This window comes from Diaphorobacter oryzae DSM 22780, from assembly GCF_059568935.1.
Genome location: NZ_JCANUL010000001.1, coordinates 141,221 through 167,169 on the forward strand (window position 1 = coordinate 141,221; position 25,949 = coordinate 167,169).

Here is a 25,949-nt window from a genome sequence, read left to right on the forward strand (position 1 = left end):
GGGCGCGGGGGCGGTCAAGGCGCCAGCAGCGCGGCCAGTGCGTCGGCCGACAGATCCCGCGCGGCGCCAAAGCCCGCGACATGGCGCGCGCCCAGCGGCGCGATCTGTACGAAGCGGAAGTCGCCCAGGGCGGTCATGGGCTCGGCCTCGGGGAAGCGCCGCAGGTAGGCCGCCCGGGCCGCGCCGGCCGCCTCTGGCGCCAGCACCGTGGCCCGGCCGTACACCGTGACGCGCTCCAGCGCATGCACCGGCTGGTCTGGCTCCTCGGGCGCGGTGATCAGCAGCGACACCAGGGGCGAGTGCTGCAGATTGCGGCTGTGGGCGGCGAGGGCGCTCACATGGATCAACAGCACCCGAGCAGCGGGGTCGATGGCATAGGGCACGAACGACACCGCGGCGACTTGGCCTGTGGCGCCTGCTTCCGGGGGCGCTGCCTGCAGCGTGCCCAGCGCAGCGGTGCGGCGGCCCTGCAGCAGTTGGCGCAGGGACTGGTCCAGGCGGGATTCATGGGGCATGGCGGTGGGCGGGCGGGGTGCGGTGCCAGCCATTGTAGGAACAGGCCATGCGCTGGGTGCCCGTTCCCGTCATCGCCGGCCGCCAGCACGGCCACGCAGCGGCCATTAAGGCAGGGCGAGCCGCTCCAGCTCTGCGCACACATCGGCCATGCGCCCGGAAATCACCAGGCGGCAGGCGTTGCCTTCGTGGCGGTTCAGGATCACGCGCAGCGGACGGGTCGGCGGTGATGCAGCGGCGCAGCGGGCCAGCTCCCCGGCCGGCGCCAGCCGTGCGCTCTGGCCAACAGGCAGCGGCCTGGCCAAGGCTGGCAGCCGCTGCACGTGCAGGGGGCGCAACGCCGTGGCGCCTGGCACGCCATCGCGCAAGGCTTCCGTACAGGCCCCGGCCACAGGGCGGGAGGCGTGCGACCGCACCCATACGGCGACGCGGCGCAGGGGGCGGTAGAGGGCGGAAAGTGTGGAGAGGGCAAATCCCATGTGAAAACTCCGGCATGCCAGGGGCATGAAGGTGGAACACAGGCAGGATTGCCAAAAAAGCGCGCATCCGCAGGGTTGGCATGCGGCCGCCGCCGGGCGTGATGCCCGCTGCGCACCTCCATGCCAGACGCCCGCCACCTGCGGCGGCGCTCGCACCGGAGGGGTGCGCGCTACATGAGCATGGTGTTGCGGATCAGGCCCACGGCGAGGCCTTCGATCTCGAAGGGCTCGCCGGGCTCGACCCGGATCACGGGGTAGTCGGGGTTCTCGGGCAGCAGCTCGATGGCGCTGCCCGTGCGGCGCAGGCGCTTGACCGTCACGTCGTCCCCCAGTCGGGCGACGATGATCTGCCCGTTGCGCGCCTCGCGCGTGGTCTGCACGGCCAGCAGGTCGCCGTCCATGATGCCGGCGTCGCGCATGGACATGCCGCGCACCTTGAGCAGGTAGTCCGGCTTGTGCGCAAACAGGCTGCCCTCCACGGTGTAGGTCTGGTCCACATGCTCCTGGGCGAGAATGGGCGAGCCTGCGGCGACGCGGCCTATCAGCGGCAGCGTGAGCTGCGACAGGCCGGGAATCGGCAGGCTGAACTGGGTGCCGCGTGCGGCGTTGATGTTGCGCACGGTTTCGCCGCGCAGCCGGATGCCGCGCGAGGTGCCACTCACCAGCTCGATGACGCCCTTGCGCGCCAGGGCCTGCAGGTGCTCTTCGGCGGCGTTGGCGGACTTGAAGCCCAGTTCGGCCGCGATCTCGGCGCGCGTGGGTGGCGCGCCGGTGCGCGCGATGGCGGTCTGGATCAAGTCCAGGATCTGCTGCTGGCGGGCGGTGAGCTTGGGGCTGTCGAGCATGGTGCGATCCAATGCAGGCGGGTGGATGAACAACTGTTTTTTAATCCAGTATCTGTATTTTTAAACAGTTTCCAAAGGGATGCAAGTGGGACAAGACAGAAAAATCGTGGTGCTGGGCACCGGGGGCACGATTGCCGGCACGTCCAACGTGCCCGGTGCCAACGTGGGCTACACGGCGGCGCAGATCGGCGTGGCGCAGCTGCTGGCCGCCGTGCCCGGCCTGGCGCAGGCGGCGGGCGGCGTGCTGGAGGCCGAGCAGCTCGCGCAGCTCGACAGCAAGGACATGGGTTTCGATGTCTGGACGCGCCTGGCGCAGCGCTGCGCGGCGCTGCTGGCCGACCCGGCGGTGGCCGGCATCGTCGTCACGCATGGCACCGACACGCTGGAGGAAACGGCCTGGCTGCTGCACAACCTGCTGGACGCAACCAAGCCGGTGGTGCTGACCTGTGCCATGCGTCCGGCCACCGCGCTCGCGCCGGACGGGCCGCAGAACCTGCTCGACGCGGTGACGCTGGCGGCAGAGGCGTCGGCGCGCGGCGTGCTGGTGGTGGCCGCGGGCGTGGTGCACGGCGCGCGCGAGGTGAGCAAGGTGCATCCGCTGCGGCTGGACGCCTTTGAGTCGAGCGACGTGGGCCCCCTGGGCTGGATAGAGGCGGGGCGCGTGCGCTGGGCGCGCGGCTGCGCACCCCAGGCGGGCGTGCCGCTCCATGGCGCGCTGGTGCCGGCCCTGGACGGCGTGGCCTGGCCGCGGGTGGACATCGTGATGAGCCATGCCGGCGCCGACGGCAGGCTGGTGGACTGTCTGGTGCACGGGCAGGTGCAGGGCATCGTGGCGGCCGCTACGGGCGATGGCACGCTGCACCATGCCCTGGAGGCCGCCCTGGCGCGCGCCGCGGCCGCCGGCGTGCAGGTGCGCGTGGCGTCGCGCTGCCCGCAGGGGCGCATGGTGAGCCTGCGCGATGCGCCGTGGCGCGACGCGGACGGGCTCAGCCCCGTGAAGGCCCGTGTGAGCCTGCTGCTGGAGCTGATGCAGGCGGCCATCGCCCAGGCCTGAGAAACCACGCGCCACAAACCACAACGCCCCGCAGAGCGGGGCGTTGTGCCATGGGGGCGGGGCGGATCAGCTCGCCAGGGCCTCGAAGGCGCGTGCGGTGATCTCTTCCACGCTGCCCGTGCCCTGGATGGCGCGGTACTTGGGGGCTCCGGCGGGGTCGGTTTGGGCCCAGCCGGAGTAGTAGTCCACCAGCGGGCGCGTCTGGTCGCTGTAGACCTGCAGGCGCTTCTTCACGGTTTCTTCCTTGTCGTCCTCGCGCTGCACCAGGGGTTCGCCGGTCACGTCGTCCAGGCCCTCCACCTTGGGCGGGTTGAACTTGACGTGGTAGGTGCGGCCCGAGGCGGGGTGCGAGCGGCGGCCGCTCATGCGTTCGATGATGGCGTCGAACGGTACGTCGATTTCCAGCACGTAGTCCAGCTTCACGCCGGCGGCCTTCATGGCGTCGGCCTGGGGGATGGTGCGCGGGAAGCCGTCGAACAGGAAGCCCTGGGCGCAATCCGCTTCGGCGATGCGCTCCTTCACCAGATTGATGATCAGGTCATCGCTCACGAGCTGGCCGGCGTCCATGACGGCCTTGGCCTGCAGACCAAGGGGCGTGCCGGCCTTGACGGCGGCGCGCAGCATGTCGCCCGTGGAGATTTGCGGAATGCCGAATTTCTGGCAGATGAACGCGGCCTGCGTGCCCTTTCCGGCGCCGGGAGCGCCGAGCAGAATCAGTCTCATGGATGTCCTCTTGTGTTTTGAAATCAGCGGGCACGGCTGCCGCCGGCGCGCCTGCGCGGGACATGTGCTCTTGAGGCGGTCAAGGATAGCACGCGTGGCATGCACGAGACTGACGCGCGCCGGAGCGGCGCCAGGAGGCGCGGGCTAGGCGGCTAGCAGGGCGCGCACGCGTTCCAGGTCGGCGGGCGTGTCCACGCCGGGGCCGGGGGGGCTGCCGGTCACATGCACGGCGATGCGGTGCCCGTGCCAGAGGGCGCGCAGCTGCTCCAGCGCCTCCAGCATCTCCGTGGGGGCGGGCGGCAGCTGCGGAAAGCGGCGCAGAAAGCCCGCGCGGTAGCTGTAGATGCCGACATGGCGCAGCGGCGCGAAGCCCGCGGGCACGCCCTGGCCCTGCTGCCACCAGGCGCTGCCCGCGGCGTGGTCGCGCGCGTGCGGGATGGGGGCGCGGCTGAAGTAATGCGCCAGGCCCTGTGCGTCCAGCACCACCTTCACCACGTTGGGGTTGGCAAAGTCGGCTGCACTGTCGATGGCATGGGCGGCCGTGCCCATGCTGGCGTCGGCGCGGTGGTGCAGCAGCGCGGCCACGGCGTTGATCAGCTGCGGGTCGATGAGCGGCTCGTCGCCCTGCACGTTGACTACGATGTCGTCGCCCTGCAGGCCTAGCAGCTCGCAGGCCTCGGCCAGGCGGTCGCTGCCGCTGGCGTGGTCGGTGCGGGTGAGCAGGGCCTCCACGCCGTGGGTGCGGCAGGCGTCGACGATGCGGGCGTCGTCGGCAGCCACCACGCAGCGCTGCGCGCCGCTGCGGGCGGCGCGGCGCGCCACATGCACCACCATGGGCAGGCCGGCGATGTCGGCCAGCGGCTTGTCGGGCAGGCGGGTGGAGGCCAGGCGCGCCGGTATCAGCACCGTGAACGGCGCGGCGGCGATCACTGCTCCAGCTCCTCGTCGGTCAGGGTGCGGGCTTCGTTTTCCAGCAGCACGGGAATGCCGTCGCGCACGGGGTAGGCCAGGCGCGCGCTGCGCGAGATGAGTTCCTGGTGTTCGCGGTCATAGGTTAGCGGGCCCTTGGTGACGGGGCAGACCAGCAGTTCAAGCAGTTTGGGGTCCATGGTGTTCCTCAGAACGTGTGCACGCTCTCAATGGCGTGGCGATGATAGCGATGCCAGGCGCTGGTCCAGCGCGGCGTAGAAGGCCGGCGCGATCTCCAGGGCCAGCGGCACGGCCAGGGCGTCGGGGTGCGCGGGCCAGAGCTTGATGGCGTCCTTTTCGGTGCAAACAAGCCTTTCACGCTTGTCTGGTAATCGTTTCCAGCTATGAAAATCATAGTGATCCGGCAGTGCCTCTTCGGTGGCGGGTGCCAGACCCTGGGCGCGCAGCATGGCAAAGAAATCCTGGGGCCGGGCGATGGCCGCGAGCGCGTGCAGGGGCTCGCCGCGCAGCTGCGCCAGCGGCACGCGGCGGCCGGCGGCGTCCAGCGCATGCGGGGCCAGGGTGCGCGCCAGCGCGAACTGGGGTGCCGGCCCGCCGGGCGCGGGGCCGGCGTGCAGCACCAGATCGACGGCGCGCGGCCAGGGCTCGCGCAGCGGGCCAGCGGGCAGCAGCCAGCCGTTGCCCGTGCCCTCGTCGTTGAAGACGCAGATCTCCACGTCGCGCGCCAGCGCCAGGTGTTGCAGGCCGTCGTCGCACACCAGGATGTCGGTGGCCGGATGGGCCGCGAGCAGCGCCCGGCCGGCCTCGGCCCGCCGGCGTGCCACGAAGACCGGCACCGCGCCGGCGCGGGCGATCAGCGCGGGCTCGTCGCCCACCTCGGCGGCGGTGCTGGCGGGCAGCACCTCGCGGCAGTCGGTGGTGGTGCGCCCGTAGCCGCGCGACACCACGCCCGGGTGCCAGCCCGCGGCCTGCAGGTGGCGCACCACGGCCAGGGTCACGGGGGTCTTGCCGGCGCCGCCCGCGATCACATTGCCGACGACGATGACCGGCACCGGCAGGCGCTCGCTGCGCAGCAGCCCGCGCCGGTAGAACGCGCGGCGCAGCGCCGTGAGCGCGCGGTAGGGCAGCGACAGCGGCCACAGCGCGATGGCCAGCGGGCCGCGGCGCAGCCAGGCCTGGCGCAGGCGCGTGGAGAGGGTGGGGGCGCGGCCGTCGGCGGCCATGGGCCTTACTTGCGGGCCGTGGCCGACGACTGGGTGGCGAAGGTGATCTGCGACAGGCCCACGCGGCGCGCGGCCTCCATCACCGTGACCACGGACTGGTGCGGCGCCGAGGCGTCGGCGCTGATGATGACCACGCTGTTCGGCCCGGCGGTGGCGGCCTCGGCGAGGGCGCGGGCCACCTGCTCGACCTGCTTGCCCTCCAGCGTGGTCTTGTTGACGGCGTAGCGCCCGTCGGCGGCCACGGCCACGATGACTTCCTTGGGGTGGTCGCGCAGCTGCTGCGCATCGGCCACGGGCAGGGACAGCTGCAGTTCGGTGAACTTGCTGTAGGTGGTGGACAGCATCAGGAAGATGAGGATCACCAGCAGCACGTCGATGAACGGGATCAGGTTGATCTCCGGCTCTTCCTTCTGGCGGGGGCGAAAGTTCATGGCGGGCCTGTGCCTTGGGCGCTTACTTGCGCAGGCGGTTGATGTGCCGCACGAACTGTTCGGAGGCCAGCTCCAGCGCCAGCAGGTAGGCGTCCACGCGGCTCCTGAAATAGCGCCAGAAGATCAGCGTGGGAATGGCCACGATCAGGCCGAAGGCCGTGTTGTACAGCGCGATGGAGATGCCGTGCGCCAGCTGCGCCGGGTTGCCGCCGCCCGTGGCGCCCACGGCGCCCGTGCCGGCCTGGGAGCCGAAGATCTCGATCATGCCGATCACGGTGCCCAGCAGGCCCAGCAGCGGCGCGGCCGACGCGATGGTGGCAAGGGCCGTGAGGTATTTCTCAAGCCGGTGCGCCACGGCGCGGCCCGTGCCCTCCATGGCGGCGCGCAGGTCGGCCTCGCTGCTCTGCGGATTGCCGTTCAGGGTGCGCAGGCCGCTGGCCAGCACCTCGCCCAGGGCCGAGTTCTGCGCCAGCTGGGTCACCACGTCGGGCGCGGGAACGGATTTGGAGGAGACCGAGATGGCCTCGTCCAGCAGTTTGGGGGGGACGACGCGGGCCGTCTTGAGGGCCACGAAGCGCTCGAAAACCAGCGCCAGCGCCAGGATGGAGCAGGCAATCAGGGGCCAGATCGGCCAGCCTGCGGCTTGTATGATCGACAGCAATTCTCACTCCGCTCACGATAAAAGCAGCGGGGATTATGGCGCAGCTTGCGGATGCCCCCGCGGGCCGGACGCTCACGCCGCGGGGTGATACCCCGGCCGCCCCTGACGGGCCGCTCACGCACATTTTCTGTGGATAACTTTGTGGGAAACCGCCTGGACAGACCGCTGCAGACGGCGCCGTTGCGTGGTTTGGCTAGATTGATGAAAAATCGCGCAGCAAAAAATCAATGGAAATCAATGACTTGCATGTGTATTCGTGATTTCGGGCGGGTTGCGTGCCCTGTGGCCGAGCTGGCCGCCGCTCGCCAGTATCTGTGGACTAATGCCGCCCCCGCTGGCGCGCCAAAGCCTGGAGCCGCCTATGTTTGAGCGCACGAATGCAGGCGCGGCGCCGCTTGTCTGGGAAGTTGGCGCGCTGTGCCGCGCCATTGCTGATGCGCTGGAGGCGCGGTTCAACCCTGTCGCGGTGCGCGGCGAGATTACGGGCTTCTCGCGCGCGTCCAGCGGACATTGCTACTTCACCCTCAAGGACGGGCAGGGGCAGATCCGCTGCGCCATGTTCCGCCGCGCGGCGGGCCAGCTGGACTTCACGCCGCGCGACGGCGAACTGGTGGAGGTGCGCGGCCGCCTGGGCGTGTACGAGGCGCGCGGCGACCTGCAGCTCATCGTGGAGGGGCTGCAGCGCGCGGGGCAGGGCGCGCTGTTCGAGCAGTTCCTGCGCCTCAAGGCCCAGCTGGAGGCCGAGGGCCTGTTCGACGCCGCGCGCAAGCGGCCGTTGCCGGCCCTGCCGCGCGGCATCGGCCTGGTCACCTCGGCCGGGGCGGCGGCCCTGCACGACGTGGTGACGGCGCTGCGCCGGCGCGTACCCCATATTCCCGTGGTGCTGGTGCCGGCCCTGGTGCAGGGCGCGCAGGCGCCCGCGTCCATCGCCGATGCGCTATCAAAACTGTATCTGCTTGCGCAGAAGGGGCGGGCGCCAGAGGGCGATTTGGCTGCAAACGCGGAGGCGCCGCCAATCATCGACGTCATCCTGCTGGTGCGCGGCGGCGGCTCCATCGAGGACCTGTGGGCCTTCAACGACGAGCGCGTGGCCCGCACCATCGTGCAAAGCCCGGTGCCGCTGGTCAGCGGCGTGGGGCACGAGACCGACTTCACCATCGCCGACTTCTGCGCCGACCTGCGCGTGCCTACGCCCACGGCCGCCGCCGAGCTGGTGGCCCAGCCGCGCGCCGTCTGGCTGGGGGCGCTGGACCTGCTGGGCGAGCGGCTGGCCGACGGGGCGCAGCGCCAGATCGACCTGCGCCTGCAGCGGCTGGACCTGGCGGCGCAGCGCCTGGGCCGGCCCTCGGGCTTCGTGGCCCGCCAGCAGATGCAGCTGGCCCGCCTGGCCCAGCGCATGCGCCATGGGTTGCTATTGAAAACGCAGCGCCTTGCGCAATCCCAGAAAGCGCTGGAGGCCGATTTGCCCCACATCCTGCGGCGCGGCCTGGCGCAGCGCACCGAGCGCCTGGAGCGCGCCGCCCTGCGCCTGGAGCTGCTCAACCCGCAACTGGTGCTGCGCCGCGGCTACGCCCTGCTGACCGACGAGCGGGGCCAGCCCGTGACGCGCCCGGCCCAGGTGCGCCCGGGCGACGCCGTGCACGCTGCCCTGGCCGAGGGCGAGCTTGACCTCACCGTGTCGCAGCGCGGCCTGCTGTGACCGCGGGCCACCTGCGCCGCCAGCGCCGCCATACCCGCACCCGGCGGCGGGAGTCGCGCGCCGCGCGCAGCGGCGCCGGCGATTCCTTTCCTACAATGCCCGTTGCTGCACCGCGCGCCCCGCGCCGGTGACCGCCCAGAATCCCAACCCACGAAGGACCTCACCATGGAACACATCCTGCCTCCGCTGCCCTACGCCATCGACGCCCTGGCTCCCCACTACAGCCAGGAAACGCTGGAGTACCACCACGGCAAGCACCACAACGCCTACGTGGTGAACCTGAACAACCTGCAAAAGGGCACCGAGTTCGAGTCCATGACGCTCGAAGAGATCGTCAAGAAGTCGTCCGGCGGCATCTACAACAACGCGGCCCAGATCTGGAACCACACCTTCTTCTGGAGCTGCATGGCGCCCCAGGGCGGCGGTGAACCCACCGGCGCGCTGGCCGCCGCCATCAACGCCAAGTGGGGCAGCTACGCCGCCTTCAAGGAAGCCTTCGTGAAGTCGGCCGTGGGCAACTTCGGCTCCGGCTGGACCTGGCTGGTCAAGAAGGCCGACGGCACGGTGGACATCGTCAACACCGGCGCGGCCGGCACGCCCCTGACGACGGCCGACAAGGCGCTGCTGACGGTGGACGTGTGGGAACACGCCTACTACATCGACTACCGCAACCTGCGTCCCAAGTTCGTCGAAACCTTCCTCGACAAGCTGGTGAACTGGAAGTTCGCCGAAGCCAACTTCGCCTGATCGCGGCGGCGCCGGCGCAGGCCGCCGGCCACCACGACAAGGGGCCCGGAGAGCGATCTCCGGGCCCCTTCTTGTTGCGCCTCGCGGGCGCCATGCCGCAGCGCCTGCGGGGTGGAAGGTGCTATTGAAAAAGGAGCTGCTTGCGCTTACTGCACAAGCGCTGCAGCCCTGAGAAAATTAAATCCTCGGCGCCAGCGCGGCCAGCCCCAGCATGGTGCGAGGGGCTTCGGTCACGCCGGGCGTGGCGGGGTGGGTGTTGCTGTCGTCCGAGCCGTTGTCGCTCACCTGGCAGCTCACGGTATCGCCGCTGACCGCGCCATGGACGAACCCGCCGGGCGCGGCGCCGCAGGCGCCACCTGGCGTAAGCGGCGGCTGCCCTGGTCCGCGCGATCAAGGTGAGCCGCACCTTCTGCTGCCGCGCCGCTGGGGGTGTTCGACTGCGCGCTGGTGCCGCTGTCGTCGCCAAGGCCCGTTGTGCCGCTGCCGGCCACGGCGGTGATGGTGCCGGTGGCGGCGTGCACCATGCGGATGCGATGGTTGTAGGTGTCCGCAATATAGAGGTGGCCCGCACTGTCCACGGCCACGCCGCTGGGGTAGCTCAACTGCGCGTTGGTGGCGGCGCCGTTGTCGCCGCCGGAGCCCGCTGTGCCGTTGCCGGCTACGGTGGTGATGGCGCCGGTGGCGGCGTCCACCTTGCGGATGCGGTGGTTGTAGGTGTCTGCGATATAGAGGTGGCCCGCGTCGTCCACGGCCACATCGGTGGGGAAGTCCAGCTGCGCGGCGGTGGTGGTGCCGTTGTCGCCGCCATAACCCTGGATGCCGTTGCCGGCCACGGTGGTGATGGCGCCGGTGGCGGCATCCACCTTGCGGATGCGGTTGTTTTCGGTGTCCGCGATATAGAGGCTGCCCGCGCCGTCCCGGGCGATGGCTTGTGGGGAATGGATGGCTATGGAGGTGGCGGGCGCCCCTTCCGGCACCAGGCCGGATTCGTCCACGGTCTGGATGGTTTGCGCCCGCACCCCCCAGGACAGCAGCAGGGCGCCCGAGCACAGCAGGCCCAGATGCCACCGCGCCAGCCAGGCGGGCGGGCCGTGCGGCACGCGGTTGCGGTGAAAAAGCAGGGGGGTGATGGCCATGTGCAGGGTCTCCGGGGGCGTTCATGCCAAAAAGCGGCGCGGGCTGGCGGGGTGCTGGGTTGCTCTTTATTTGATAGCTGCTAGCGATTGCTCTGAAAGCGCTAGAGGCCAAAAACATGAGAAACGCACTGCGCCGGGCTCCGCCACTGTAGGCATTTGTGGCGTTTTGCAACATCCCTGAAATTGGGTAATTTGCGTCGCCCAGGACACAGCCTGCCGGGGGGGCAACGGAGTGAGGCGGCTGCATGGCCGGTGCAGCCCGGTCGGTGTGCGGGTTGGCCCGCTGCGGGGCGGCGGCTTTTTGCGGCAGGCTGGAGGTCAGGTTGACAGGCTTGCTTTGGCGCTGGGCGGACAGTCTTGTAGAAGACTTGCAAAAAAAGAGGCCTGTTTCGCCTCTGATTTTTTGCAATGCGATATTCGATTGCAAATTACACGATTTCCGGGCGGCGACTCGCGCACAATCCGCCTGTCACACCGGATGACTGCGCGCAAGGCTGCGAACCGGCGGCGCAAGACCTCTGTTTTGTTTACCTGAGAGACGAGATGAGCAACCAAAAACCCTCCATCATCTACACCCTGACCGATGAGGCGCCGCGCCTGGCCACGGCCTCGTTCCTGCCCATCGTGCGCAGCTTCACCTCGGTGGCCGGTATCGACGTGACCGAGAGCGATATCTCGGTGGCCGCACGCATCCTGGGCGAGTTCCCCGATTGCCTGAGCGAGGATCAGCGCGTGCCCAACACGCTGGCCGAGCTGGGCAAGAAGACGCTGGAGCCGGATGTGAACATCATCAAGCTGCCCAACATCAGCGCCTCGGTGGCGCAGCTGATGGCCGCCATCAAGGAGCTGCAGGGCAAGGGCTACAAGATTCCCGACTATCCCGAGAACCCGACCAGCGAGCAGGACAAGGAGATCAAGGCGCGCTACTCCAAGTGCCTGGGCTCGGCCGTGAACCCCGTGCTGCGCGAGGGCAACTCCGACCGCCGCGCGCCGCTGGCGGTGAAGAACTACGCCAAGAAGCACCCGCATTCCATGGGCGAGTGGAAGCCGTGGTCGCAGACGCATGTGTCGCACATGCACGAGGGCGACTTCTACCACGGTGAAAAGTCCATGACGCTGGACAAGGCCCGCGAGGTGAAGATGGTGCTGGAGACGCAGTCCGGCAAGACCATCGTCCTGAAGGAGAAGGTCAAGCTGCTGGACGGCGAGGTCATCGACTCCATGTTCATGAGCAAGAAGGCCCTGTGCTCCTTCTATGAGAAGGAACTGGCCGACTGCAAGAAGGCCGGCATCCTGTTCTCGCTGCACGTGAAGGCCACGATGATGAAGGTGTCGCACCCCATCGTGTTCGGCCACTGCGTGAAGATCTACTACAAGGAAGCCTTCGAGAAGCACGGCAAGCTGTTCGACGAGCTGGGCATCAACGTGAACAACGGCATGGCCACGCTGTACGAGAAGATCGAGACGCTGCCGACCTCGCAGCGCGAGGAGATCATCCGCGACCTGCACGCCTGCCACGAGCACCGCCCCGAGCTGGCGATGGTCGATTCCGCCAAGGGCATCACCAACTTCCACTCGCCCAACGACATCATCGTGGACGCCTCCATGCCCGCCATGATCCGCCAGGGCGGCAAGATGTGGGGCGCCGACGGCAAGACCTACGACTGCAAGGCCGTGATGCCCGAGTCGACCTTCGCCCGCATCTACCAGGAGATGATCAACTTCTGCAAGTGGCACGGCAACTTCGACCCGCGCACCATGGGCACGGTGCCCAACGTGGGCCTGATGGCGCAGAAGGCCGAGGAGTACGGCTCGCACGACAAGACGTTCGAGATCTCCGAGAACGGCGTGGCCAACATCGTGGACATCGCCACCGGCGAAGTGCTGCTGACGCAGAACGTGGAAGAGGGCGACATCTGGCGCATGTGCCAGGTCAAGGACGCGCCGATCCGCGACTGGGTGAAGCTGGCCGTGACCCGCGCCCGCAATTCCGGCATGCCCGCCGTGTTCTGGCTGGACCCCTATCGCCCGCATGAGAACGAGCTGATCAAGAAGGTCGAGAAGTACCTGAAGGAGCACGACACCACCGGCCTGAACATCCAGATCATGAGCCAGGTGCGCGCCATGCGCTACACGCTGGAGCGCGTGGCCCGCGGCCTGGACACCATCTCGGTGACCGGCAACATCCTGCGCGACTACCTGACCGACCTGTTCCCCATCATGGAACTGGGCACCTCGGCCAAGATGCTGTCCATCGTGCCCCTGATGGCCGGCGGCGGCATGTACGAGACGGGCGCCGGCGGCTCGGCCCCCAAGCATGTGCAGCAGCTGGTGGAAGAGAACTACCTGCGCTGGGATTCGCTGGGCGAGTTCCTGGCCCTGGCCGTGTCGCTGGAAGACCTGGGCCTGAAGGAAAACAACGCCCAGGCCAAGCTGCTGGCCAAGACGCTGGACCAGGCCACCGGCAAGCTGCTGGACGAGAACAAGTCGCCCTCGCGCAAGGTGGGCGAGATCGACAACCGCGGCAGCCAGTTCTACCTGGCCCTGTACTGGGCCCAGGCCCTGGCCGCGCAGACCGAGGATGCCGGCCTGGCCGCCAAGTTCGCGCCGCTGGCCAAGCAGCTGGCCGAGAACGAGGCCAAGATCGTCGAAGAACTGCGCGTCGTGCAGGGCAAGCCGGCCGACATCGGCGGCTACTACCAGCCGGACCTGGCCAAGCTGAATGCCGTGATGCGCCCCAGCACCACGTTCAACGCGGCCATCGCCTCCCTGACGGCCTGAGCCGTGCCGTGACGCCGGAGCCGGTCGTGTGACCGGCCCTGGCGCGCAACGGCCGAAACCGGCCGACCCACCCCGCCTTGCGCGGGGGCGGGTCGGCCGGTTTCTTTGTTGTGGAGCCCTTATTTAGGGGCGCGCGGCGTGGAAGGGCTTGCCCGCCAGCTTGCTGCCCGCCTTGAGGCCCTTCTTGGCGAACCAGCCCTGGTTCATCTCCAGCACGAAGCGCACGGGCTTGGCGGAGCAATGCGATTCCTCGGACAGGGGCTGCATGTCGACCAGGTTCACGATGGTGCCGTCGTCGGCCACGAAGGCCGCGGTCAGGGGCAGCAGGGTGTTGCGCATCCAGAAGCACTGCGTGGCGGGTTGCTCGAAGACGAACAGCATGCCCTCGTGCTGCGGCATGTCCTTGCGGAACATCAGGCCGGTCTGGCGCTCCTGCGGCGCGGCGGCCACCTGGGCGTCGATGCGGTGCATGCCGGCCGTGAGCTCCGTGCGCGGCAGCTGCATCTGGGGTTCGGCCGGGGCCTGGGCCATGGCCGCGCTGGCGGCCGCCAGCCCCAGGCCGATGGCCAGCAGTTGCCGCAGGGCGCGGCGCGGCGTGGAAGGAGCGGGGTGTGCGAGGGTGTTCATGGGCGATGCTGTGATGCGGTAGCGGTGGTGCTGCCGAGCGTAGCAGGCGGGCATGGCAGGCGTGGCGTGGCGCGAGGGCGCTCGCGCTGCCCGTGCGGCCTGCGCGGCTAGAGGATGTCGAAGGTGTGCATGCCGAAACGCCCCGCGCGCCGGTCCGCGAAGTACTGTTCCAGCGTGGTCTTGACGGTGCGAAAGGAGATTTCGTCCCAGGGAATTTCGTGTTCGCTGAACAGGCGGGCCTCGATGGTCTCGTGGCCGGGGTCGAACCGGTCGCTCTGCAGCGTGGCCAGGTAGAAGAGATGCACCTGGCCCACCTGCGGCACGTTCAGCAGCGAGAACAGCGGGCCCATCTCGATCTGGGCGCCGGCCTCTTCGTCGGTCTCGCGCGCCGCGCCCTGCGCCGTGGTTTCGTCCAGCTCCATGAAGCCGGCGGGCAGCGTCCACTTGCCCCAGCGCGGCTCGATGGCGCGCTTGCACAGCAGCACCCGGTCGCCCAGCACCGGCACCGTGCCCACCACCATCAGGGGGTTTTCGTAATGGATGGTGCCGCAGGCGGGGCAGACGGCGCGCGCGCGCGTGTCGCCATCGTCGGGCACGCGGTAGGCCACGGCCGTTCCGCAGTCGCGGCAATGCTGGATGGGGCGGCGGAAGGTCATTGGGGTTTATGAATCAAAAAAGGCTGCAGCGCTTATACATCAAGCGCTAGCAGCTATTCTTAAGATAGCAAGGCGCGTCAGGCCACCGCCATGCGCAACGTGCCCAGGCCGTCGATGCCGCCTTCGAGCACATCGCCGCGCACCACGGCGCCCACGCCCTCGGGCGTGCCCGTGAAGATCAGGTCGCCGGGCTGCAGCTCCCAGGCGGCGGACAGGTGCTCGATGGTTTCGGCGATGTTCCAGATCAGCTGGCCCACGCTGCTGCGCTGGCGGTCCGTGCCGTTCACCTGCAGCCAGATGGCGGCCTGCTCCACGCCGGCGGCCTGCGCGGCAGGCGTGATCGGGCCGATGGGCGCGCTGGCCTCGAAGCCCTTGCCGATGCACCAGGGGCGGCCCTGCTTCTTCATATCGTTTTGCAGGTCGCGGCGCGTCATGTCCAGGCCCACGGCGTAGCCCCAGACATGCTGCAGCGCGTCCTGTGCGGCGATGTTCTTGCCGCCCCGGCCGATGGCCACCACCAGCTCGATCTCATGGTGCAGGCTGGCCGTGAGCGTGGGGTAGGGCAACTGCCCGGTCGTGCCCTGGTCCACGGGCAGCACGGCATCGGCCGGCTTCATGAAGAAGAAGGGCGGCTCGCGGCCGGTGAAGCCCATTTCCTTGGCGTGCTCCGCATAGTTGCGGCCCACGCAGTAGATGCGGTGCACCGGAAAACGCTGGGCGGAGCCCGTCACGGGAACGCTGGCCTGGGGAGCGGGGGGGAACACGTAGCTCATGGAAGCGGCTGTCTCTGAAGGGGTTTTCGGGATGGATGCAGTGTGCCATGGCGCGGACGCGGCCATGGGCGCCGCGGTGCATTCCGGGCCCTGTGGCTTGGCTTATGCTGTGACCGCATGAAGCTCTACAACTATTTTCGTTCCTCGGCATCGTTTCGTGTGCGTATCGCGCTGGAGGTCAAGGGCCTGCCCTACGACTACGTGCCCGTGCACCTGGTGAAGGCCGAGCACCGCGCGCCGGCCTACGCCAGCCGCCTGGGCGATGCGCTGGTGCCGGCGCTGGAGACCGATGACGGCCACCTGCTCGCGCAGTCCATGGCCATCATCGAATACCTGGAAGAGACCCACCCCGCACCGGCGCTGCTGCCCGCCGACGCCCTGGGCCGCGCCCATGTGCGCGCCCTGGCGCAGATGGTGGCCTGCGAGATCCACCCGCTCAACAACCTGCGCGTGCTCAAGTACCTCAAGCACCAGCTGCAGGTTGACGACGCGGCCAAGGACGCCTGGTACCGCCACTGGGTGCGCAGCGGGCTGGAAGCCTTCGAGCGCCAGCTCGCGCTGCTGGCGCAGGAGCGCGCCGCCGCCGGGCTGGCGCCCTCGCGCCTGTGCTGGGGCGACACGCCCACGCTGGCCGACTGCTGCCTGGTACCGCAGATCTACAACGGCCGGCGCTTCAACGTGGACCTGGACGGACTGCCGCTCACCATGGCCGCGCACGACGCCTGCATGCAGCTGGCGGCCTTCCAGCGCGCCCAGCCCTCGGCCTGCCCGGACAGCGAGGCCTGAGCCGATGACACACCCCGTGCCCTTCGACTGGCTGCGGCCCGACTGGCCCGCGCCGCCCCATGTGCGGGCGCTGTGCACCACGCGCAGCGGCGGCGTGAGCGCGGCGCCCTACGGCAGCTTCAACCTGGGCCGCTACGTGGGCGACGCCTCCGAGGCCGTGCAGGCCAACTGGGCGACGCTGCAGGCCGCGCTGAGCGCCGGAGGCTGCGCCGTGCGGGCCGTTTATCTGCGCCAGGTGCATGGAACAGACGTGCAGCCGCTGGACCCGCAAACGCCCGACGGCCTGGATGCCGACGCCTGCACCACCCAGGCCGCCGGGGTGGCCTGCATCGTCATGGCGGCGGACTGCCTGCCCGTGCTGTTCACCAACCGCGCCGGCACGCGCGTGGCGGCGGCCCATGCGGGCTGGCGCGGGCTGGCGGGCGGGATGCTGGAGGCGGCCTTGAAGCCTTTTAGTGCTCCAGCGCAGGTGGATCAAGCGCAAGTGGCTATAAAAAAAATAGCATCCGAAGAGCCGGATGAGGTGATCGCCTGGCTGGGCCCCTGCATAGGCCCCGAGGCCTTCGAGGTCGGCCCCGAGGTGCGCGACGCCTTCTGCGCGCAAGACCCGCAGGCCGGCGCGTATTTCAGGCCGCACGGCAGCGCCGGCAAGCTGCTGGCCGATCTGGCAGGACTGGCGCGCCACCGCCTGCGCGCCCAGGGCGTTACCGCGCTGTACGGCAACGACAGCTCGCCCGCCTGGTGCACCGTGGGCAACCCCTCACGGTTCTTTTCGCACCGGCGCGACACCCCCGTGCTCGGCACCAGCGGCCGCATGGCTGCCTGCGTCTGGATGGACGCCTGACGCGGCGGGCGCCTGCACGGCCGCCTCTGCCAGTTCGCGCGCGCGGATGGCGCGCTTGCGCGCCGGCGTGCCCAGGATGTAGAGCACGATGGCCATGGGCAGCAGCCCGTAGAGCACGAAGGTGACGATGGCGCCCAGCACCGAGCCATTGGCGGCCGTGGCCTCGGCCACGGCCATCAGCAAGGTGACGTACAGCCACCCGATAACCACCAGGTACATGATCGATTTCCGCCGATAAAACAGGGATTGTGGCGGGCCCGCCACTGCGCGGGGAACGCAAAGCCCTGCGGGGCCGCTGCGGATTCCCACGCCGCGCCCGCCTCGGCAACAATCAGGGCGAAGGCCCACGCCCGGGTCTATCCACGGAGGCCGCATGAATTTCGACGCAGACTGGGCCGAGAGCGCCCGGCAGTTCCAGCAGACGCTGGGAGAGGGCTGGAGCAAGATGCTGCAGGCCCTGCAGCCCGCGGAGGCGAACGCCTCGCTGTCCATACCGCATGCCGCACCGGTCGGCTTCGCGCCCGACAAGCTGGCCGCACTGCAGCAGCGGTACTTCGATGAACTGCGCGCCCTCTGGAGCCACAGCCTGCATCCCGAAGCGCCGGGCACCGCCGACAAGCGCTTCGCCGGCGAGGGCTGGGCGCAGAACCCGCTTTCTGCCCTGTCCGTGGCGGCCTACCAGCTGCAGGCACGCACCCTCATGGGCCTGGTGGATGCGGTGGAGGCCGACGACAAGACCCGCGCGCGCATCCGCTTCAGCGTGGAGCAGTGGCTGGCGGCCATGGCGCCCAGCAACTTCCTGGCCTTCAACGCCGATGCCCAGAAGAAGGCGCTGGACACCCAGGGCGAGAGCATCGCCAAGGGCGTAGCCAACCTGCTGCGCGACATGCGCCAGGGCCACATTTCCATGACCGACGAGAGCCGCTTCGAGGTGGGCCGCAACGTAGCCACGACCGAGGGCGCGGTGGTGTTCGAGAACGAGCTGTTCCAGCTCATCGAGTACAAGCCGCTCACGCCCAAGGTGTTCGAGCGCCCCTTCCTCATGGTGCCGCCCTGCATCAACAAGTTCTACATCCTGGACCTGCAGCCGGAGAACTCGCTGATCCGCCACGCCGTGGCCCAGGGCCACCGCACCTTCGTGGTGAGCTGGCGCAACCCCGATGCCTCGCTGGCGCACAAGACCTGGGACGACTACATCGACGGCGCCGTGCTCACCGCCATCGCCACGGTGCAGCAGATCAGCGGCGCCGAGCAGATCAACGCCCTGGGCTTCTGCGTGGGCGGCACCATGCTCGCCACTGCGCTGGCCGTGCTGGCCGCGCGCGGGCAGGAGCCGGTGGCCAGCGCCACCTTCCTCACCACCCTCATCGACTTCGCCGACACCGGCATCCTCGACGTGTTCATCGACGAGCCCTTCGTTCGCATGCGCGAGCTGCAGATGGGGCAGGGCGGGCTCATGAAGGGGCAGGACCTGGCATCCACCTTCAGCTTCCTGCGGCCCAACGACCTGGTGTGGAACTACGTGGTGGGCAACTACCTCAAGGGCGAGACGCCGCCGCCGTTCGACCTGCTGTACTGGAACAGCGACAGCACCAATCTGCCCGGCCCCTACTACGCCTGGTACCTGCGCAACTTCTATCTGGAAAACAACCTCATCCAACCCGGCGTGCTGACCGTGTGCGGTGAAAAGCTGGATCTGCGCCAGCTCAAGCTGCCGGTCTATATCTACGGCTCGCGCGAGGACCATATCGTTCCCGCCGCGGCGGCCTATGCGTCCACCCAGGTGCTGCCGGGCAAGAAGCGCTTCGTCATGGGCGCATCGGGCCATATCGCCGGCGTGATCAACCCGCCGGCCAAGAAAAAGCGCAGCCACTGGCTGCGCGAGGATGGCAAGCTGCCCGCCACGCTGGATGCCTGGCTGGCCGGAGCGACGGAGCAGCCCGGCAGCTGGTGGGACGACTGGTGCGCCTGGCTCAAGGGCCACGCCGGCCGCCAGGTCCTGGCGCCCAAGGCCTACGGCAAGGCACCGAAATTCAAGGCCACCGAGCCCGCGCCCGGGCGCTACGTGCAGCAAAAGGCCTGAAAACCGGGGGGCTTGCGGCCCCCTTGTGCGTACGCAATCGTCCTGATGCCGGATCGGCGGAAAATGCTGTCCTTGTGCCGCCGCAGGGCGGCTGATGGCATGCGCAGGCCCAGCCCGGAGCCTTCGTGCCGAACCGAAAGGACTCACCATGGAAGACATCGTCATCGTTTCCGCCGTGCGCACGCCCGTGGGCAAGTTCGGCGGCGCATTGGCCAAGACTCCGGCCACGGACCTGGGCGCCATCGTCATTCGCGAGGCGCTTGCGCGGGCGCGGGTTGCGCCCGACCAGGTGGGCGAGGTCATCATGGGCCAGGTGCTCACGGCCGGCGTGGGCCAGAACCCCGCGCGCCAGGCAATGATGAAGGCCGGCGTGGCCCAGGAAACGCCGGCGCTCACGATCAACGCCGTGTGCGGCTCGGGCCTGAAGGCCGTGATGCTGGCCGCACAGGCCGTCGCCACGGGCGACAGCGAGATCGTGGTGGCCGGTGGCCAGGAAAACATGAGCCTGGCGCCGCATGTGCTCAATGGCTCGCGCGAGGGCCAGCGCATGGGCGACTGGAAGCTGGTCGACACGATGATCGTCGATGGCCTGTGGGATGTGTATCACCAGTACCACATGGGCATCACGGCCGAGAACGTGGCCAAGCAATACGGCATCACGCGCGAGATGCAGGACGCCCTGGCCCTGGCCAGCCAGCAAAAGGCCGCGGCCGCGCAGGACGCCGGCCGCTTCGTGGACGAGATCGTGCCCGTGGCGCTGCCGCAGAAGAAGGGCGATCCCATCGTCTTCGCGGCCGACGAGTACCTCAACCGCAGGACCAGCGCCGACGCACTGGCCGGCCTGCGCCCCGCGTTCGACAAGGCGGGCTCGGTGACGGCGGGCAATGCCTCGGGCCTCAACGATGGCGCCGCCGCCGTGGTGGTCATGAGCGCCAAAAAGGCCGCGGCCCTGGGCCTGACGCCGCTGGCGCGCATCGCCGCCTATGGCACGAGCGGACTGGACCCCGCCACCATGGGCATGGGCCCCGTGCATGCATCGCGCAAGGCCCTGCAGCGCGCGGGCTGGAGTGCGGGCGAGGTGGAGCTGTTCGAACTCAACGAGGCCTTTGCCGCCCAGGCCTGCGCGGTGAACCAGGAACTGGGGCTGGACCCGGCCAAGGTGAACGTGAATGGCGGCGCCATCGCCATCGGCCACCCGATCGGGGCGTCGGGCTGCCGGGTGCTCGTGACCCTGCTGCACGAGATGCAGCGCCGCAACACCCGCAAGGGCCTGGCCGCGCTGTGCATTGGCGGCGGCATGGGCGTGTCCATGGCGCTGGAGCGCTGATTCCTCTGGCCGGGGCACCGGCGCGGGCTGGCATGCCGCCCGCGCCGAACCCCGCATAATGCCTCATCTGTGCGCTATGACAACAATGCCATGGCACCCGCGTTTTCCTCCTCGGTTCTGTCGCGATTCTTGGGTAGAGTGGCTGTCGAGTCGGTCCATTTCTTCATAAAACCAGGAGCACACAATGAGCCAGAAAATCGCGTACGTCACAGGAGGCATGGGTGGGATAGGCACGGCCATCTGCCAGCGCTTGCACCGGGACGGGTTCAAGGTCATCGCGGGCTGCGGCCCCACCCGTGACTACGGCAAGTGGCTGGCCGAGCAAAAGGAGCTGGGCTATACCTTCCACGCATCGGTCGGCAACGTGGGCGACTGGGACTCCACCGTGGAGGCCTTCACCAAGGCCAAGGCCGAGCACGGCACGGTGGATGTGCTGGTCAACAACGCGGGCATCACGCGCGACCGCATGTTCCTGAAGATGTCGCGCGAGGACTGGGACGCCGTCATCGAAACCAACCTCAACAGCATGTTCAACGTGACCAAGCAGGTCGTGGCCGACATGGTGGAAAAGGGTTGGGGCCGCATCGTCAACATCAGCAGCGTGAACGGCGAAAAGGGCCAGGCGGGGCAGACCAACTACTCGGCCGCCAAGGCCGGCATGCATGGCTTCTCCATGGCGCTGGCGCAGGAGCTGGCGACCAAGGGCGTGACGGTGAACACCGTGAGCCCGGGCTACATCGGCACGGACATGGTCAAGGCCATCCGTCCCGACGTGCTGGAAAAGATCGTGGCCACCGTGCCCGTCAAACGCCTGGGCGAGCCCAGCGAGATCGCTTCCATCATCTCCTGGCTGGCCTCGGAAGAGGGCGGCTATGCCACGGGTGCGGACTTCTCCGTCAACGGTGGCCTGCACATGGGCTGATGCCTGGGGCCGAACAGAGGCCCTTTGGACAACAAAAAACCCCGCGATGCGGGGTTTTTTGTGGGAAGGAGCAAGGGGGAAGGGGCTGCCGGGGGCCTTTCTTCGGTGGGCTCAGGCAATGCACCCTGCCGTAGAAACGCTGGCCGTACCTGGGTACGTTGCGTGCGTCACTGCGGTGGCGGACATTGGAGGGGCTGCGAATGGGGGCGGGCTGCCGCGCCTTCAGAAGCGGGCCGGGGCGCGCTTGCGATCGCGTTCGTCTTCGGGCCAAGCGGACAAGATTGCGGTGGTGTTCATGCTGAAAAACTCCTGTGATGCACCAACAACGCGGTCAAACCACAGTCCGTTGACAGTACTCTGCAAAAAGATGCAACCGCAAGTGCCCGAATGTACGCGTCTTGATTCGCTATTAAATTAATAGCTATTCACGCTTGTTGAGTAAGCGATAGAGCCATAAAACACCGTGGGTTGTGTACGAAGATTTACATCTTCAATTGGCCACCGCCGCCGAGATGCTTTCGAGCGCCGAAGAAATTTCCAGCCAGCGTTCCTCCAACTGGGCCGTTTCATCGTGGACTGCCTTCAGGCGCCGGCCGCACTCGGCAATCTCAGCGGGTGGCAGGGGGTCGGCCAGTTTTTGCTCCAGGGCCGCCCGCTCGGCGGACAGGGCTGCCAGGCGCTTGTCGATCTGCTCCAACTCCTTCTTGAGAGGGCGGGTCTTTTCTGCCTGCTGCTGGCGTGCCTGGGCATCGAGCTTGCGCTGTTCGCGTCCGTCCCCCCGTGAAGAAGGCGGGGCTGCTGCAGGGGCTGGAGCCGGGGCAGCCGCCACCTGGGCCTGTTCGGCCAGGCGGGCTTCTTCGCGCAGGCGCTTGGATTCTTCGAGCAGGTAGCGCTGGTAGTCATCCAGATCGCCGTCAAACGGCCCAACCACGCCCCGGCCGACCATCCAGAAGTCCTCGCAGACCGAGCGCAGCAACGCGCGGTCGTGGCTGACCAGCATGACGGTGCCGTCGAAGTCGTTGAGGGCCATGGCCAGGGCCTCGCGGGTCGCCAGGTCCAGGTGGTTGGTGGGCTCGTCGAGCAGCAGCAGGTTGGGGCGCTGCCAGACGATCATGGCCAGCACCAGGCGGGCTTTCTCGCCGCCGCTCATGGTGCCCACGGCCTGTTTGACCATGTCGCCCGTGAAGTTGAAGCTGCCCAGGTAGCTGCGCAGGTCTTGCTCGCGGCTGGGCTGCTTGGCGTCGGGGCCCAGCTCCTTGGCCAGGCGGATCATGTGCTCCAGCGGGTTCTCGGCGGGGCGCAGCACGTCCAGCTCCTGCTGGGCAAAGTAGCCGATGTTCAGGCCCTTGCCTTCGGTGATGTGGCCGCCCAGGGCCTTCATGGTGCGCGCAATGGTCTTGACCAGGGTGGACTTGCCCTGGCCGTTAGCGCCCAGGATGCCGATGCGCTGGCCCGCCAGCACCGAGCGGTTGACGCCCGTGAGGATGGTGGTGGGCGTGCCCTCATCGTCCACATAGCCGAACGAGGCCTCGCTGATGGCCAGCATCGGGTTGGGCAGGCTGGCCGGTTCCTTGAACTCGAAGGTGAAGTCGGCCTCGGCCAGCACGGGGCCGATCTTCTCCATGCGTTCGAGCTGCTTGACGCGGCTTTGCGCCTGCTTGGCCTTGCTGGCCTTGGCCTTGAAGCGGTCGATGAACTTCTGCAGGTGGGCCATCTTCTCCTGCTGCTTGGCAAAGCTGGCCTGCTGCAACTCCAGCTGCTGGGCGCGCAGTTCTTCGAACTTGCTGTAGTTGCCGCCGTAGCGGTTCAGTTCGCCCTGCTGGATCTGCAGCGTGACGTTGGTGATGGCATCCAGAAACTCGCGGTCGTGGCTGATCACGATCATGGTGCCCGCGTAGCGCTTGAGCCAGGCTTCGAGCCAGACCAGGGCGTCCAGGTCCAAGTGGTTGGTGGGTTCGTCCAGCAGCAGCAGGTCGCTGGGGCACATCAGCGCGCGCGCCAGCTGCAGGCGCATGCGCCAGCCGCCCGAGAAGCTGTTGACGGGCTGGTCCAGCTCGCTCACGCGAAAGCCCAGGCCCAGGATCAGCGCCTGCGCGCGGGCCACGGCATCGTGGGCGCCCGCGTCGTGCAGGTCGGAGTAGGCGTGGGCGATGGCCATGCCGTCATCGCTGGCCTCTGCGGCTATCAGTTGCTGCTGCACCTCGGCCAGGCGGGTGTCGCCCTCCAGCACGAAGTCGGTGGCCGACTGGTCGGTCTCGGGCATGTTCTGCGCGACCTCGGCCATGCGCCAGCTCGTGGGGATGTGGAAATCGCCACCATCCTCGTGCAGCTTGCCGCTGAGCAGTGCAAACAGGCTGGACTTGCCCGCGCCATTGCGGCCCACGAGTCCGACGTTTTCGCCGGGGTTGATGGTGGTAGACACGCTGTCGAGCACGACTTTGGTGCCGCGTCGCAAGGTGACGTTTTTAAGGGTGATCATCCGGGATTCAGAAAAAGGCGCACCCGCGCGCGCGGCGGGTGGCATGAAAAATCGGGGGCCGCAATGCGCCTGCCAATGAATGGCCCAGGCGGTGGCGCGCAGCCCTCTATTGTGCCGTGAGCCGGGTTTGGGCGGCCAGGGCCTGTCGGCTGACCAGCACAACCTGGTCCTCGCCGGCACTGGTGTCGAGCCAGAAAACAGGCAGTTGGGGGAAGGCCGCTTCAAAGTGAGCGCGCTCGTTGCCGATCTCCAGGACGATCACGGCGTCTTCGCTCATGCAGGCGGGCGCGGCGGCAAACAGCTGGCGCACGAAGTCCATGCCGTCGTCGCCACCGGCCAGGGCCAGCGCGGGTTCGGCCCGGTATTCGGCAGGCAGCGCTGCCATGCTGGCGGCATTCACATAGGGCGGGTTGCACAGAATCAGGTCCCACGGGCCGGGCAGGGCCGCCAGGCCGTCGGAGAGCTGCAGCCGCACGCGCTTCTGCAGGCCGTGCTTGTCCACGTTGATGCGCGCCACGGCCAGGGCGTCGGGCGAAATGTCGGCGCCCGTCACCTGCACGTCGGGCCAGGCCATGGCGGCCAGGCAGGCCAGGCTGCCGTTGCCGGTGCACAGGTCGAGCACCTGGCGCGTCTGGTCGCTGAGCCAGCCGTCGATGCTGCCGTCGGCCAGCAGCTCGGCGATGAAGCTGCGCGGCACGATGGCGCGCTCGTCCACGTAGAACGGCACGCCCTGCAGCCAGGCCTCGTGCGTCAGGTAGGCGGCGGGCTTGCGGGTGCGGATGCGTTCTTCAAAAAGTGTAGCTACCTGCGCTTGACTGGCGGGCGCTACGGGTTGATTTGCCACTGAATCGGGGGCGCCGTCGTCGAGCACGCTGTCCAGCGGCAGGCCCAGGCGCCACAGCACCAGCCAGGCGGCCTCGTCGTGTGCGTTGGTGGTGCCGTGGCCGAAGCCCACGCCCGCAGCGGTCAGGCAGGCCGCCCCGCTGGCGACCAGCGCGCCCACGGTGTAGCCGTGAACCGCCGCCGTCATGCCGAGGCCTGTGCGTTTAGGTTGTCGAGCGTGCGGCGGTAGATGTTCTTGAGCGGCTCGATGTCGGCCAGCAGCACGTTTTCGTCGATCTTGTGGATGCTGGCGTTGGGCGGGCCCAGCTCGATGACCTGCGGGCTGATCTGGGCGATGAAACGCCCGTCGCTGGTGCCGCCGGTGGTGGACAGCTCGGTGTTCAGGCCCGTCTCGGCGTGGATGGCCTGCTGCACGGCGGTCACCAGCTCGCCCGGCGCCGTGAGGAAGGGCTGGCCGCCCAGCGTCCAGGCCAGGTCGTATTCGAGGCCGTGGCGCTCCAGCAGGGCGTGCACGCGCTGCTGCAGGCCCTCGGCCGTGGATTCGGTGCTGAAGCGGAAGTTGAAGTCGATGACCACATGGCCCGGGATGACGTTGGTCGCGCCCGTGCCGCCGTGGATGTTGCTCATCTGCCAGCTGGTGGGCGGGAAGAAGGCGTTGCCCTCGTCCCAGACGGTGGCGGCCAGCTCGGCCAGCGCCGGCACGGCCTGGTGGATGGGGTTGCGCGCCAGCTGCGGGTAGGCGATGTGGCCCTGCACGCCGCGCACGGTGAGTCGGCCCGACAGCGTGCCGCGGCGGCCGTTCTTGATCATGTCGCCGGTCTTCTCGACCGAGGTGGGCTCGCCGACGATGCACCAGTCCAGGCGCTCGCCGCGCGCGCGCAGCTGCTCGACCACGACCTTGGTGCCATCCACCGACGGGCCTTCCTCATCGCTGGTGAGCAGCAGCGCGATGGCGATCGCGGGCGCGGGGGTGGCCGCCAGGAACTCCTCCACGGCCACGACGAAGGCGGCGATGGAGGTCTTCATGTCGCTCGCGCCACGGCCGTACAGGCGGCCGCCGCGGTGCGTGGGGGTGAACGGCGGGCTGCTCCACTGCTCCAGCGGCCCGGTGGGAACCACGTCGGTGTGTCCGGCGAATACTACTGTTTTGATAGCGTTTTGCGCTTGAGTGGCGGGCGCTGCAGCCCGTTTTGCCCATAGATTGCTGACGCGGAAGCTCTCGGGCCCGCTGTCCAGCCGTTCGCAGGCAAAGCCCAGGGGGGCCAGCCGGTCGGCCAGAAGGTCCAGGCAACCCGCATCGTCGGGCGTGACGGAGGGGCGGGCGATGAGTTGTTCGGTCAGTAGCAGGGTGGGGGACATGGGGGAAGCGGGTGGTGGGGCCCTGCGC

Annotated in this window: 26 protein-coding genes; 9 read left to right on the top strand and 17 right to left on the bottom strand. The window is 68.6% G+C overall.

The window, feature by feature from the left end; translation table 11 throughout:
- Positions 1-14: 14 nt before the first annotated feature.
- The 3 genes from BP68_RS00675 to lexA form a co-directional block, all read right to left on the bottom strand.
- Entirely contained in the window at positions 15-515 is a 501-nt protein-coding gene (locus BP68_RS00675) for a pyridoxamine 5'-phosphate oxidase family protein (RefSeq protein ID WP_496368051.1), read from the bottom strand.
- Positions 516-620: 105 nt separating this feature from the next.
- Entirely contained in the window at positions 621-992 is a 372-nt protein-coding gene (locus BP68_RS00680; protein ID WP_496368053.1) for a hypothetical protein, read from the bottom strand.
- A 170-nt stretch (positions 993-1,162) separates the two neighbouring features.
- Positions 1,163-1,837, bottom strand: a complete 675-nt coding sequence (gene lexA / locus BP68_RS00685; protein WP_496368055.1) for a transcriptional repressor LexA — start codon at positions 1,835-1,837, stop codon at positions 1,163-1,165.
- Positions 1,838-1,916: 79 nt separating this feature from the next.
- Between lexA and BP68_RS00690 the strand changes: the two genes are divergently transcribed.
- Complete coding sequence (locus BP68_RS00690) at positions 1,917-2,891, top strand: asparaginase (protein ID WP_496368057.1); 975 nt, start codon at positions 1,917-1,919, stop codon at positions 2,889-2,891.
- Positions 2,892-2,957: 66 nt separating this feature from the next.
- On the opposite strand, the gene adk is transcribed toward BP68_RS00690, so the two are convergent.
- The 6 genes from adk to BP68_RS00720 all read right to left on the bottom strand — a co-directional run bounded on the left by adk (position 2,958) and on the right by BP68_RS00720 (position 6,859).
- Positions 2,958-3,614: an adenylate kinase gene (gene adk, locus BP68_RS00695; protein WP_496368059.1), complete on the bottom strand. Its 657-nt coding sequence runs from the start codon at positions 3,612-3,614 to the stop codon at positions 2,958-2,960.
- 144 nt (positions 3,615-3,758) lie between these two features.
- Positions 3,759-4,544, bottom strand: coding sequence for a 3-deoxy-manno-octulosonate cytidylyltransferase (kdsB, locus tag BP68_RS00700; RefSeq protein ID WP_496368061.1), 786 nt, complete (start codon positions 4,542-4,544; stop codon positions 3,759-3,761).
- The gene (locus BP68_RS00705) at positions 4,541-4,723 is read right to left on the bottom strand and encodes a Trm112 family protein (RefSeq protein ID WP_496368063.1); all 183 of its coding nucleotides are present in this window, start codon (positions 4,721-4,723) and stop codon (positions 4,541-4,543) included. The genes kdsB and BP68_RS00705 overlap by 4 nt, the downstream gene beginning before the upstream one ends.
- A 27-nt stretch (positions 4,724-4,750) precedes the next feature.
- Positions 4,751-5,767, bottom strand: a complete 1,017-nt coding sequence (lpxK, locus tag BP68_RS00710; RefSeq protein ID WP_496368065.1) for a tetraacyldisaccharide 4'-kinase — start codon at positions 5,765-5,767, stop codon at positions 4,751-4,753.
- A gap of 5 nt (positions 5,768-5,772) precedes the next feature.
- On the bottom strand, positions 5,773-6,198 hold the full coding sequence (locus tag BP68_RS00715; protein ID WP_496368067.1) for an ExbD/TolR family protein: 426 nt from the start codon (positions 6,196-6,198) through the stop codon (positions 5,773-5,775).
- A 22-nt stretch (positions 6,199-6,220) separates the two neighbouring features.
- Positions 6,221-6,859, bottom strand: coding sequence for a MotA/TolQ/ExbB proton channel family protein (locus tag BP68_RS00720; RefSeq protein ID WP_496368069.1), 639 nt, complete (start codon positions 6,857-6,859; stop codon positions 6,221-6,223).
- Positions 6,860-7,220: 361 nt separating this feature from the next.
- On the opposite strand from BP68_RS00720, the gene xseA reads away from it, so the two are divergent.
- A complete protein-coding gene (gene xseA, locus BP68_RS00725) occupies positions 7,221-8,558 on the top strand; it encodes an exodeoxyribonuclease VII large subunit (RefSeq protein ID WP_496368071.1) in 1,338 nt (445 codons plus the stop codon).
- Positions 8,559-8,723: 165 nt separating this feature from the next.
- Positions 8,724-9,305 (top strand): superoxide dismutase, encoded by a 582-nt coding sequence (locus BP68_RS00730; RefSeq protein WP_496368073.1) that lies wholly within the window; start codon positions 8,724-8,726, stop codon positions 9,303-9,305.
- Between the two features lie 293 nt (positions 9,306-9,598).
- On the opposite strand, the gene BP68_RS00735 is transcribed toward BP68_RS00730, so the two are convergent.
- Complete coding sequence (locus tag BP68_RS00735; protein ID WP_496368075.1) at positions 9,599-10,441, bottom strand: NHL domain-containing protein; 843 nt, start codon at positions 10,439-10,441, stop codon at positions 9,599-9,601.
- 543 nt (positions 10,442-10,984) lie between these two features.
- On the opposite strand from BP68_RS00735, the gene BP68_RS00740 reads away from it, so the two are divergent.
- Positions 10,985-13,222: an NADP-dependent isocitrate dehydrogenase gene (locus BP68_RS00740; protein WP_496368077.1), complete on the top strand. Its 2,238-nt coding sequence runs from the start codon at positions 10,985-10,987 to the stop codon at positions 13,220-13,222.
- Between the two features lie 123 nt (positions 13,223-13,345).
- Here BP68_RS00740 and BP68_RS00745 read toward each other — a convergent pair whose 3' ends face one another.
- From BP68_RS00745 to BP68_RS00755, 3 genes are all read right to left on the bottom strand, one after another.
- On the bottom strand, positions 13,346-13,849 hold the full coding sequence (locus tag BP68_RS00745) for a DUF192 domain-containing protein (RefSeq protein WP_496368079.1): 504 nt from the start codon (positions 13,847-13,849) through the stop codon (positions 13,346-13,348).
- A gap of 107 nt (positions 13,850-13,956) precedes the next feature.
- Positions 13,957-14,505, bottom strand: coding sequence for an NUDIX hydrolase (locus BP68_RS00750; protein WP_496368081.1), 549 nt, complete (start codon positions 14,503-14,505; stop codon positions 13,957-13,959).
- A gap of 77 nt (positions 14,506-14,582) precedes the next feature.
- A complete protein-coding gene (locus BP68_RS00755) occupies positions 14,583-15,278 on the bottom strand; it encodes a fumarylacetoacetate hydrolase family protein (RefSeq protein ID WP_496368083.1) in 696 nt (231 codons plus the stop codon).
- 117 nt (positions 15,279-15,395) lie between these two features.
- Between BP68_RS00755 and maiA the strand changes: the two genes are divergently transcribed.
- Positions 15,396-16,064: a maleylacetoacetate isomerase gene (gene maiA / locus BP68_RS00760; protein WP_496368085.1), complete on the top strand. Its 669-nt coding sequence runs from the start codon at positions 15,396-15,398 to the stop codon at positions 16,062-16,064.
- 4 nt (positions 16,065-16,068) lie between these two features.
- Positions 16,069-16,908, top strand: a complete 840-nt coding sequence (pgeF, locus tag BP68_RS00765; protein WP_496368087.1) for a peptidoglycan editing factor PgeF — start codon at positions 16,069-16,071, stop codon at positions 16,906-16,908.
- On the opposite strand, the gene BP68_RS00770 is transcribed toward pgeF, so the two are convergent.
- Complete coding sequence (locus BP68_RS00770) at positions 16,825-17,127, bottom strand: hypothetical protein (RefSeq protein ID WP_496368088.1); 303 nt, start codon at positions 17,125-17,127, stop codon at positions 16,825-16,827. The two genes, pgeF and BP68_RS00770, sit on opposite strands and share 84 nt — an antisense overlap.
- Positions 17,128-17,281: 154 nt before the next feature.
- On the opposite strand from BP68_RS00770, the gene BP68_RS00775 reads away from it, so the two are divergent.
- The 3 genes from BP68_RS00775 to phbB all read left to right on the top strand — a co-directional run bounded on the left by BP68_RS00775 (position 17,282) and on the right by phbB (position 21,240).
- Positions 17,282-18,991, top strand: a complete 1,710-nt coding sequence (locus tag BP68_RS00775; RefSeq protein ID WP_496368089.1) for a PHA/PHB synthase family protein — start codon at positions 17,282-17,284, stop codon at positions 18,989-18,991.
- A gap of 148 nt (positions 18,992-19,139) precedes the next feature.
- Positions 19,140-20,318 (top strand): acetyl-CoA C-acetyltransferase, encoded by a 1,179-nt coding sequence (locus BP68_RS00780; protein WP_496368091.1) that lies wholly within the window; start codon positions 19,140-19,142, stop codon positions 20,316-20,318.
- Between the two features lie 184 nt (positions 20,319-20,502).
- Positions 20,503-21,240 carry an acetoacetyl-CoA reductase gene (phbB, locus tag BP68_RS00785; RefSeq protein WP_496368093.1) on the top strand — a complete coding sequence of 246 codons (738 nt, stop codon included), beginning with the start codon at positions 20,503-20,505 and terminating at the stop codon, positions 21,238-21,240.
- A gap of 490 nt (positions 21,241-21,730) precedes the next feature.
- Here the strand turns inward: phbB and BP68_RS00790 are convergent, their stop codons facing one another.
- The 3 genes from BP68_RS00790 to dapE form a co-directional block, all read right to left on the bottom strand.
- The gene (locus BP68_RS00790; RefSeq protein ID WP_496368095.1) at positions 21,731-23,719 is read right to left on the bottom strand and encodes an ATP-binding cassette domain-containing protein; all 1,989 of its coding nucleotides are present in this window, start codon (positions 23,717-23,719) and stop codon (positions 21,731-21,733) included.
- A 106-nt stretch (positions 23,720-23,825) separates the two neighbouring features.
- Positions 23,826-24,749, bottom strand: a complete 924-nt coding sequence (gene prmB / locus BP68_RS00795; protein ID WP_496368097.1) for a 50S ribosomal protein L3 N(5)-glutamine methyltransferase — start codon at positions 24,747-24,749, stop codon at positions 23,826-23,828.
- Complete coding sequence (dapE, locus tag BP68_RS00800) at positions 24,746-25,921, bottom strand: succinyl-diaminopimelate desuccinylase (RefSeq protein ID WP_496368099.1); 1,176 nt, start codon at positions 25,919-25,921, stop codon at positions 24,746-24,748. The genes prmB and dapE overlap by 4 nt, the downstream gene beginning before the upstream one ends.
- Between the last annotated feature and the right edge of the window lie 28 nt (positions 25,922-25,949).

Excerpts from the sequence above, each read along its gene's own strand:
- BP68_RS00675 (WP_496368051.1), bottom strand. The coding sequence starts at position 515 with ATGCCCCATGAATCCCGCCTGGACCAGTCCCTGCGCCAACTGCTGCAG.
- BP68_RS00680 (WP_496368053.1), bottom strand. The coding sequence starts at position 992 with ATGGGATTTGCCCTCTCCACACTTTCCGCCCTCTACCGCCCCCTGCGC.
- lexA (WP_496368055.1), bottom strand. The coding sequence starts at position 1,837 with ATGCTCGACAGCCCCAAGCTCACCGCCCGCCAGCAGCAGATCCTGGAC.
- BP68_RS00690 (WP_496368057.1), top strand. The coding sequence starts at position 1,917 with ATGCAAGTGGGACAAGACAGAAAAATCGTGGTGCTGGGCACCGGGGGC.
- adk (WP_496368059.1), bottom strand. The coding sequence starts at position 3,614 with ATGAGACTGATTCTGCTCGGCGCTCCCGGCGCCGGAAAGGGCACGCAG.
- BP68_RS00705 (WP_496368063.1), bottom strand. The coding sequence starts at position 4,723 with ATGGACCCCAAACTGCTTGAACTGCTGGTCTGCCCCGTCACCAAGGGC.
- lpxK (WP_496368065.1), bottom strand. The coding sequence starts at position 5,767 with ATGGCCGCCGACGGCCGCGCCCCCACCCTCTCCACGCGCCTGCGCCAG.
- BP68_RS00715 (WP_496368067.1), bottom strand. The coding sequence starts at position 6,198 with ATGAACTTTCGCCCCCGCCAGAAGGAAGAGCCGGAGATCAACCTGATC.
- xseA (WP_496368071.1), top strand. The coding sequence starts at position 7,221 with ATGTTTGAGCGCACGAATGCAGGCGCGGCGCCGCTTGTCTGGGAAGTT.
- BP68_RS00730 (WP_496368073.1), top strand. The coding sequence starts at position 8,724 with ATGGAACACATCCTGCCTCCGCTGCCCTACGCCATCGACGCCCTGGCT.
- BP68_RS00735 (WP_496368075.1), bottom strand. The coding sequence starts at position 10,441 with ATGGCCATCACCCCCCTGCTTTTTCACCGCAACCGCGTGCCGCACGGC.
- BP68_RS00740 (WP_496368077.1), top strand. The coding sequence starts at position 10,985 with ATGAGCAACCAAAAACCCTCCATCATCTACACCCTGACCGATGAGGCG.
- BP68_RS00745 (WP_496368079.1), bottom strand. The coding sequence starts at position 13,849 with ATGAACACCCTCGCACACCCCGCTCCTTCCACGCCGCGCCGCGCCCTG.
- BP68_RS00750 (WP_496368081.1), bottom strand. The coding sequence starts at position 14,505 with ATGACCTTCCGCCGCCCCATCCAGCATTGCCGCGACTGCGGAACGGCC.
- BP68_RS00755 (WP_496368083.1), bottom strand. The coding sequence starts at position 15,278 with ATGAGCTACGTGTTCCCCCCCGCTCCCCAGGCCAGCGTTCCCGTGACG.
- maiA (WP_496368085.1), top strand. The coding sequence starts at position 15,396 with ATGAAGCTCTACAACTATTTTCGTTCCTCGGCATCGTTTCGTGTGCGT.
- pgeF (WP_496368087.1), top strand. The coding sequence starts at position 16,069 with ATGACACACCCCGTGCCCTTCGACTGGCTGCGGCCCGACTGGCCCGCG.
- BP68_RS00770 (WP_496368088.1), bottom strand. The coding sequence starts at position 17,127 with ATGTACCTGGTGGTTATCGGGTGGCTGTACGTCACCTTGCTGATGGCC.
- BP68_RS00775 (WP_496368089.1), top strand. The coding sequence starts at position 17,282 with ATGAATTTCGACGCAGACTGGGCCGAGAGCGCCCGGCAGTTCCAGCAG.
- BP68_RS00780 (WP_496368091.1), top strand. The coding sequence starts at position 19,140 with ATGGAAGACATCGTCATCGTTTCCGCCGTGCGCACGCCCGTGGGCAAG.
- phbB (WP_496368093.1), top strand. The coding sequence starts at position 20,503 with ATGAGCCAGAAAATCGCGTACGTCACAGGAGGCATGGGTGGGATAGGC.
- BP68_RS00790 (WP_496368095.1), bottom strand. The coding sequence starts at position 23,719 with ATGATCACCCTTAAAAACGTCACCTTGCGACGCGGCACCAAAGTCGTG.
- prmB (WP_496368097.1), bottom strand. The coding sequence starts at position 24,749 with ATGACGGCGGCGGTTCACGGCTACACCGTGGGCGCGCTGGTCGCCAGC.
- dapE (WP_496368099.1), bottom strand. The coding sequence starts at position 25,921 with ATGTCCCCCACCCTGCTACTGACCGAACAACTCATCGCCCGCCCCTCC.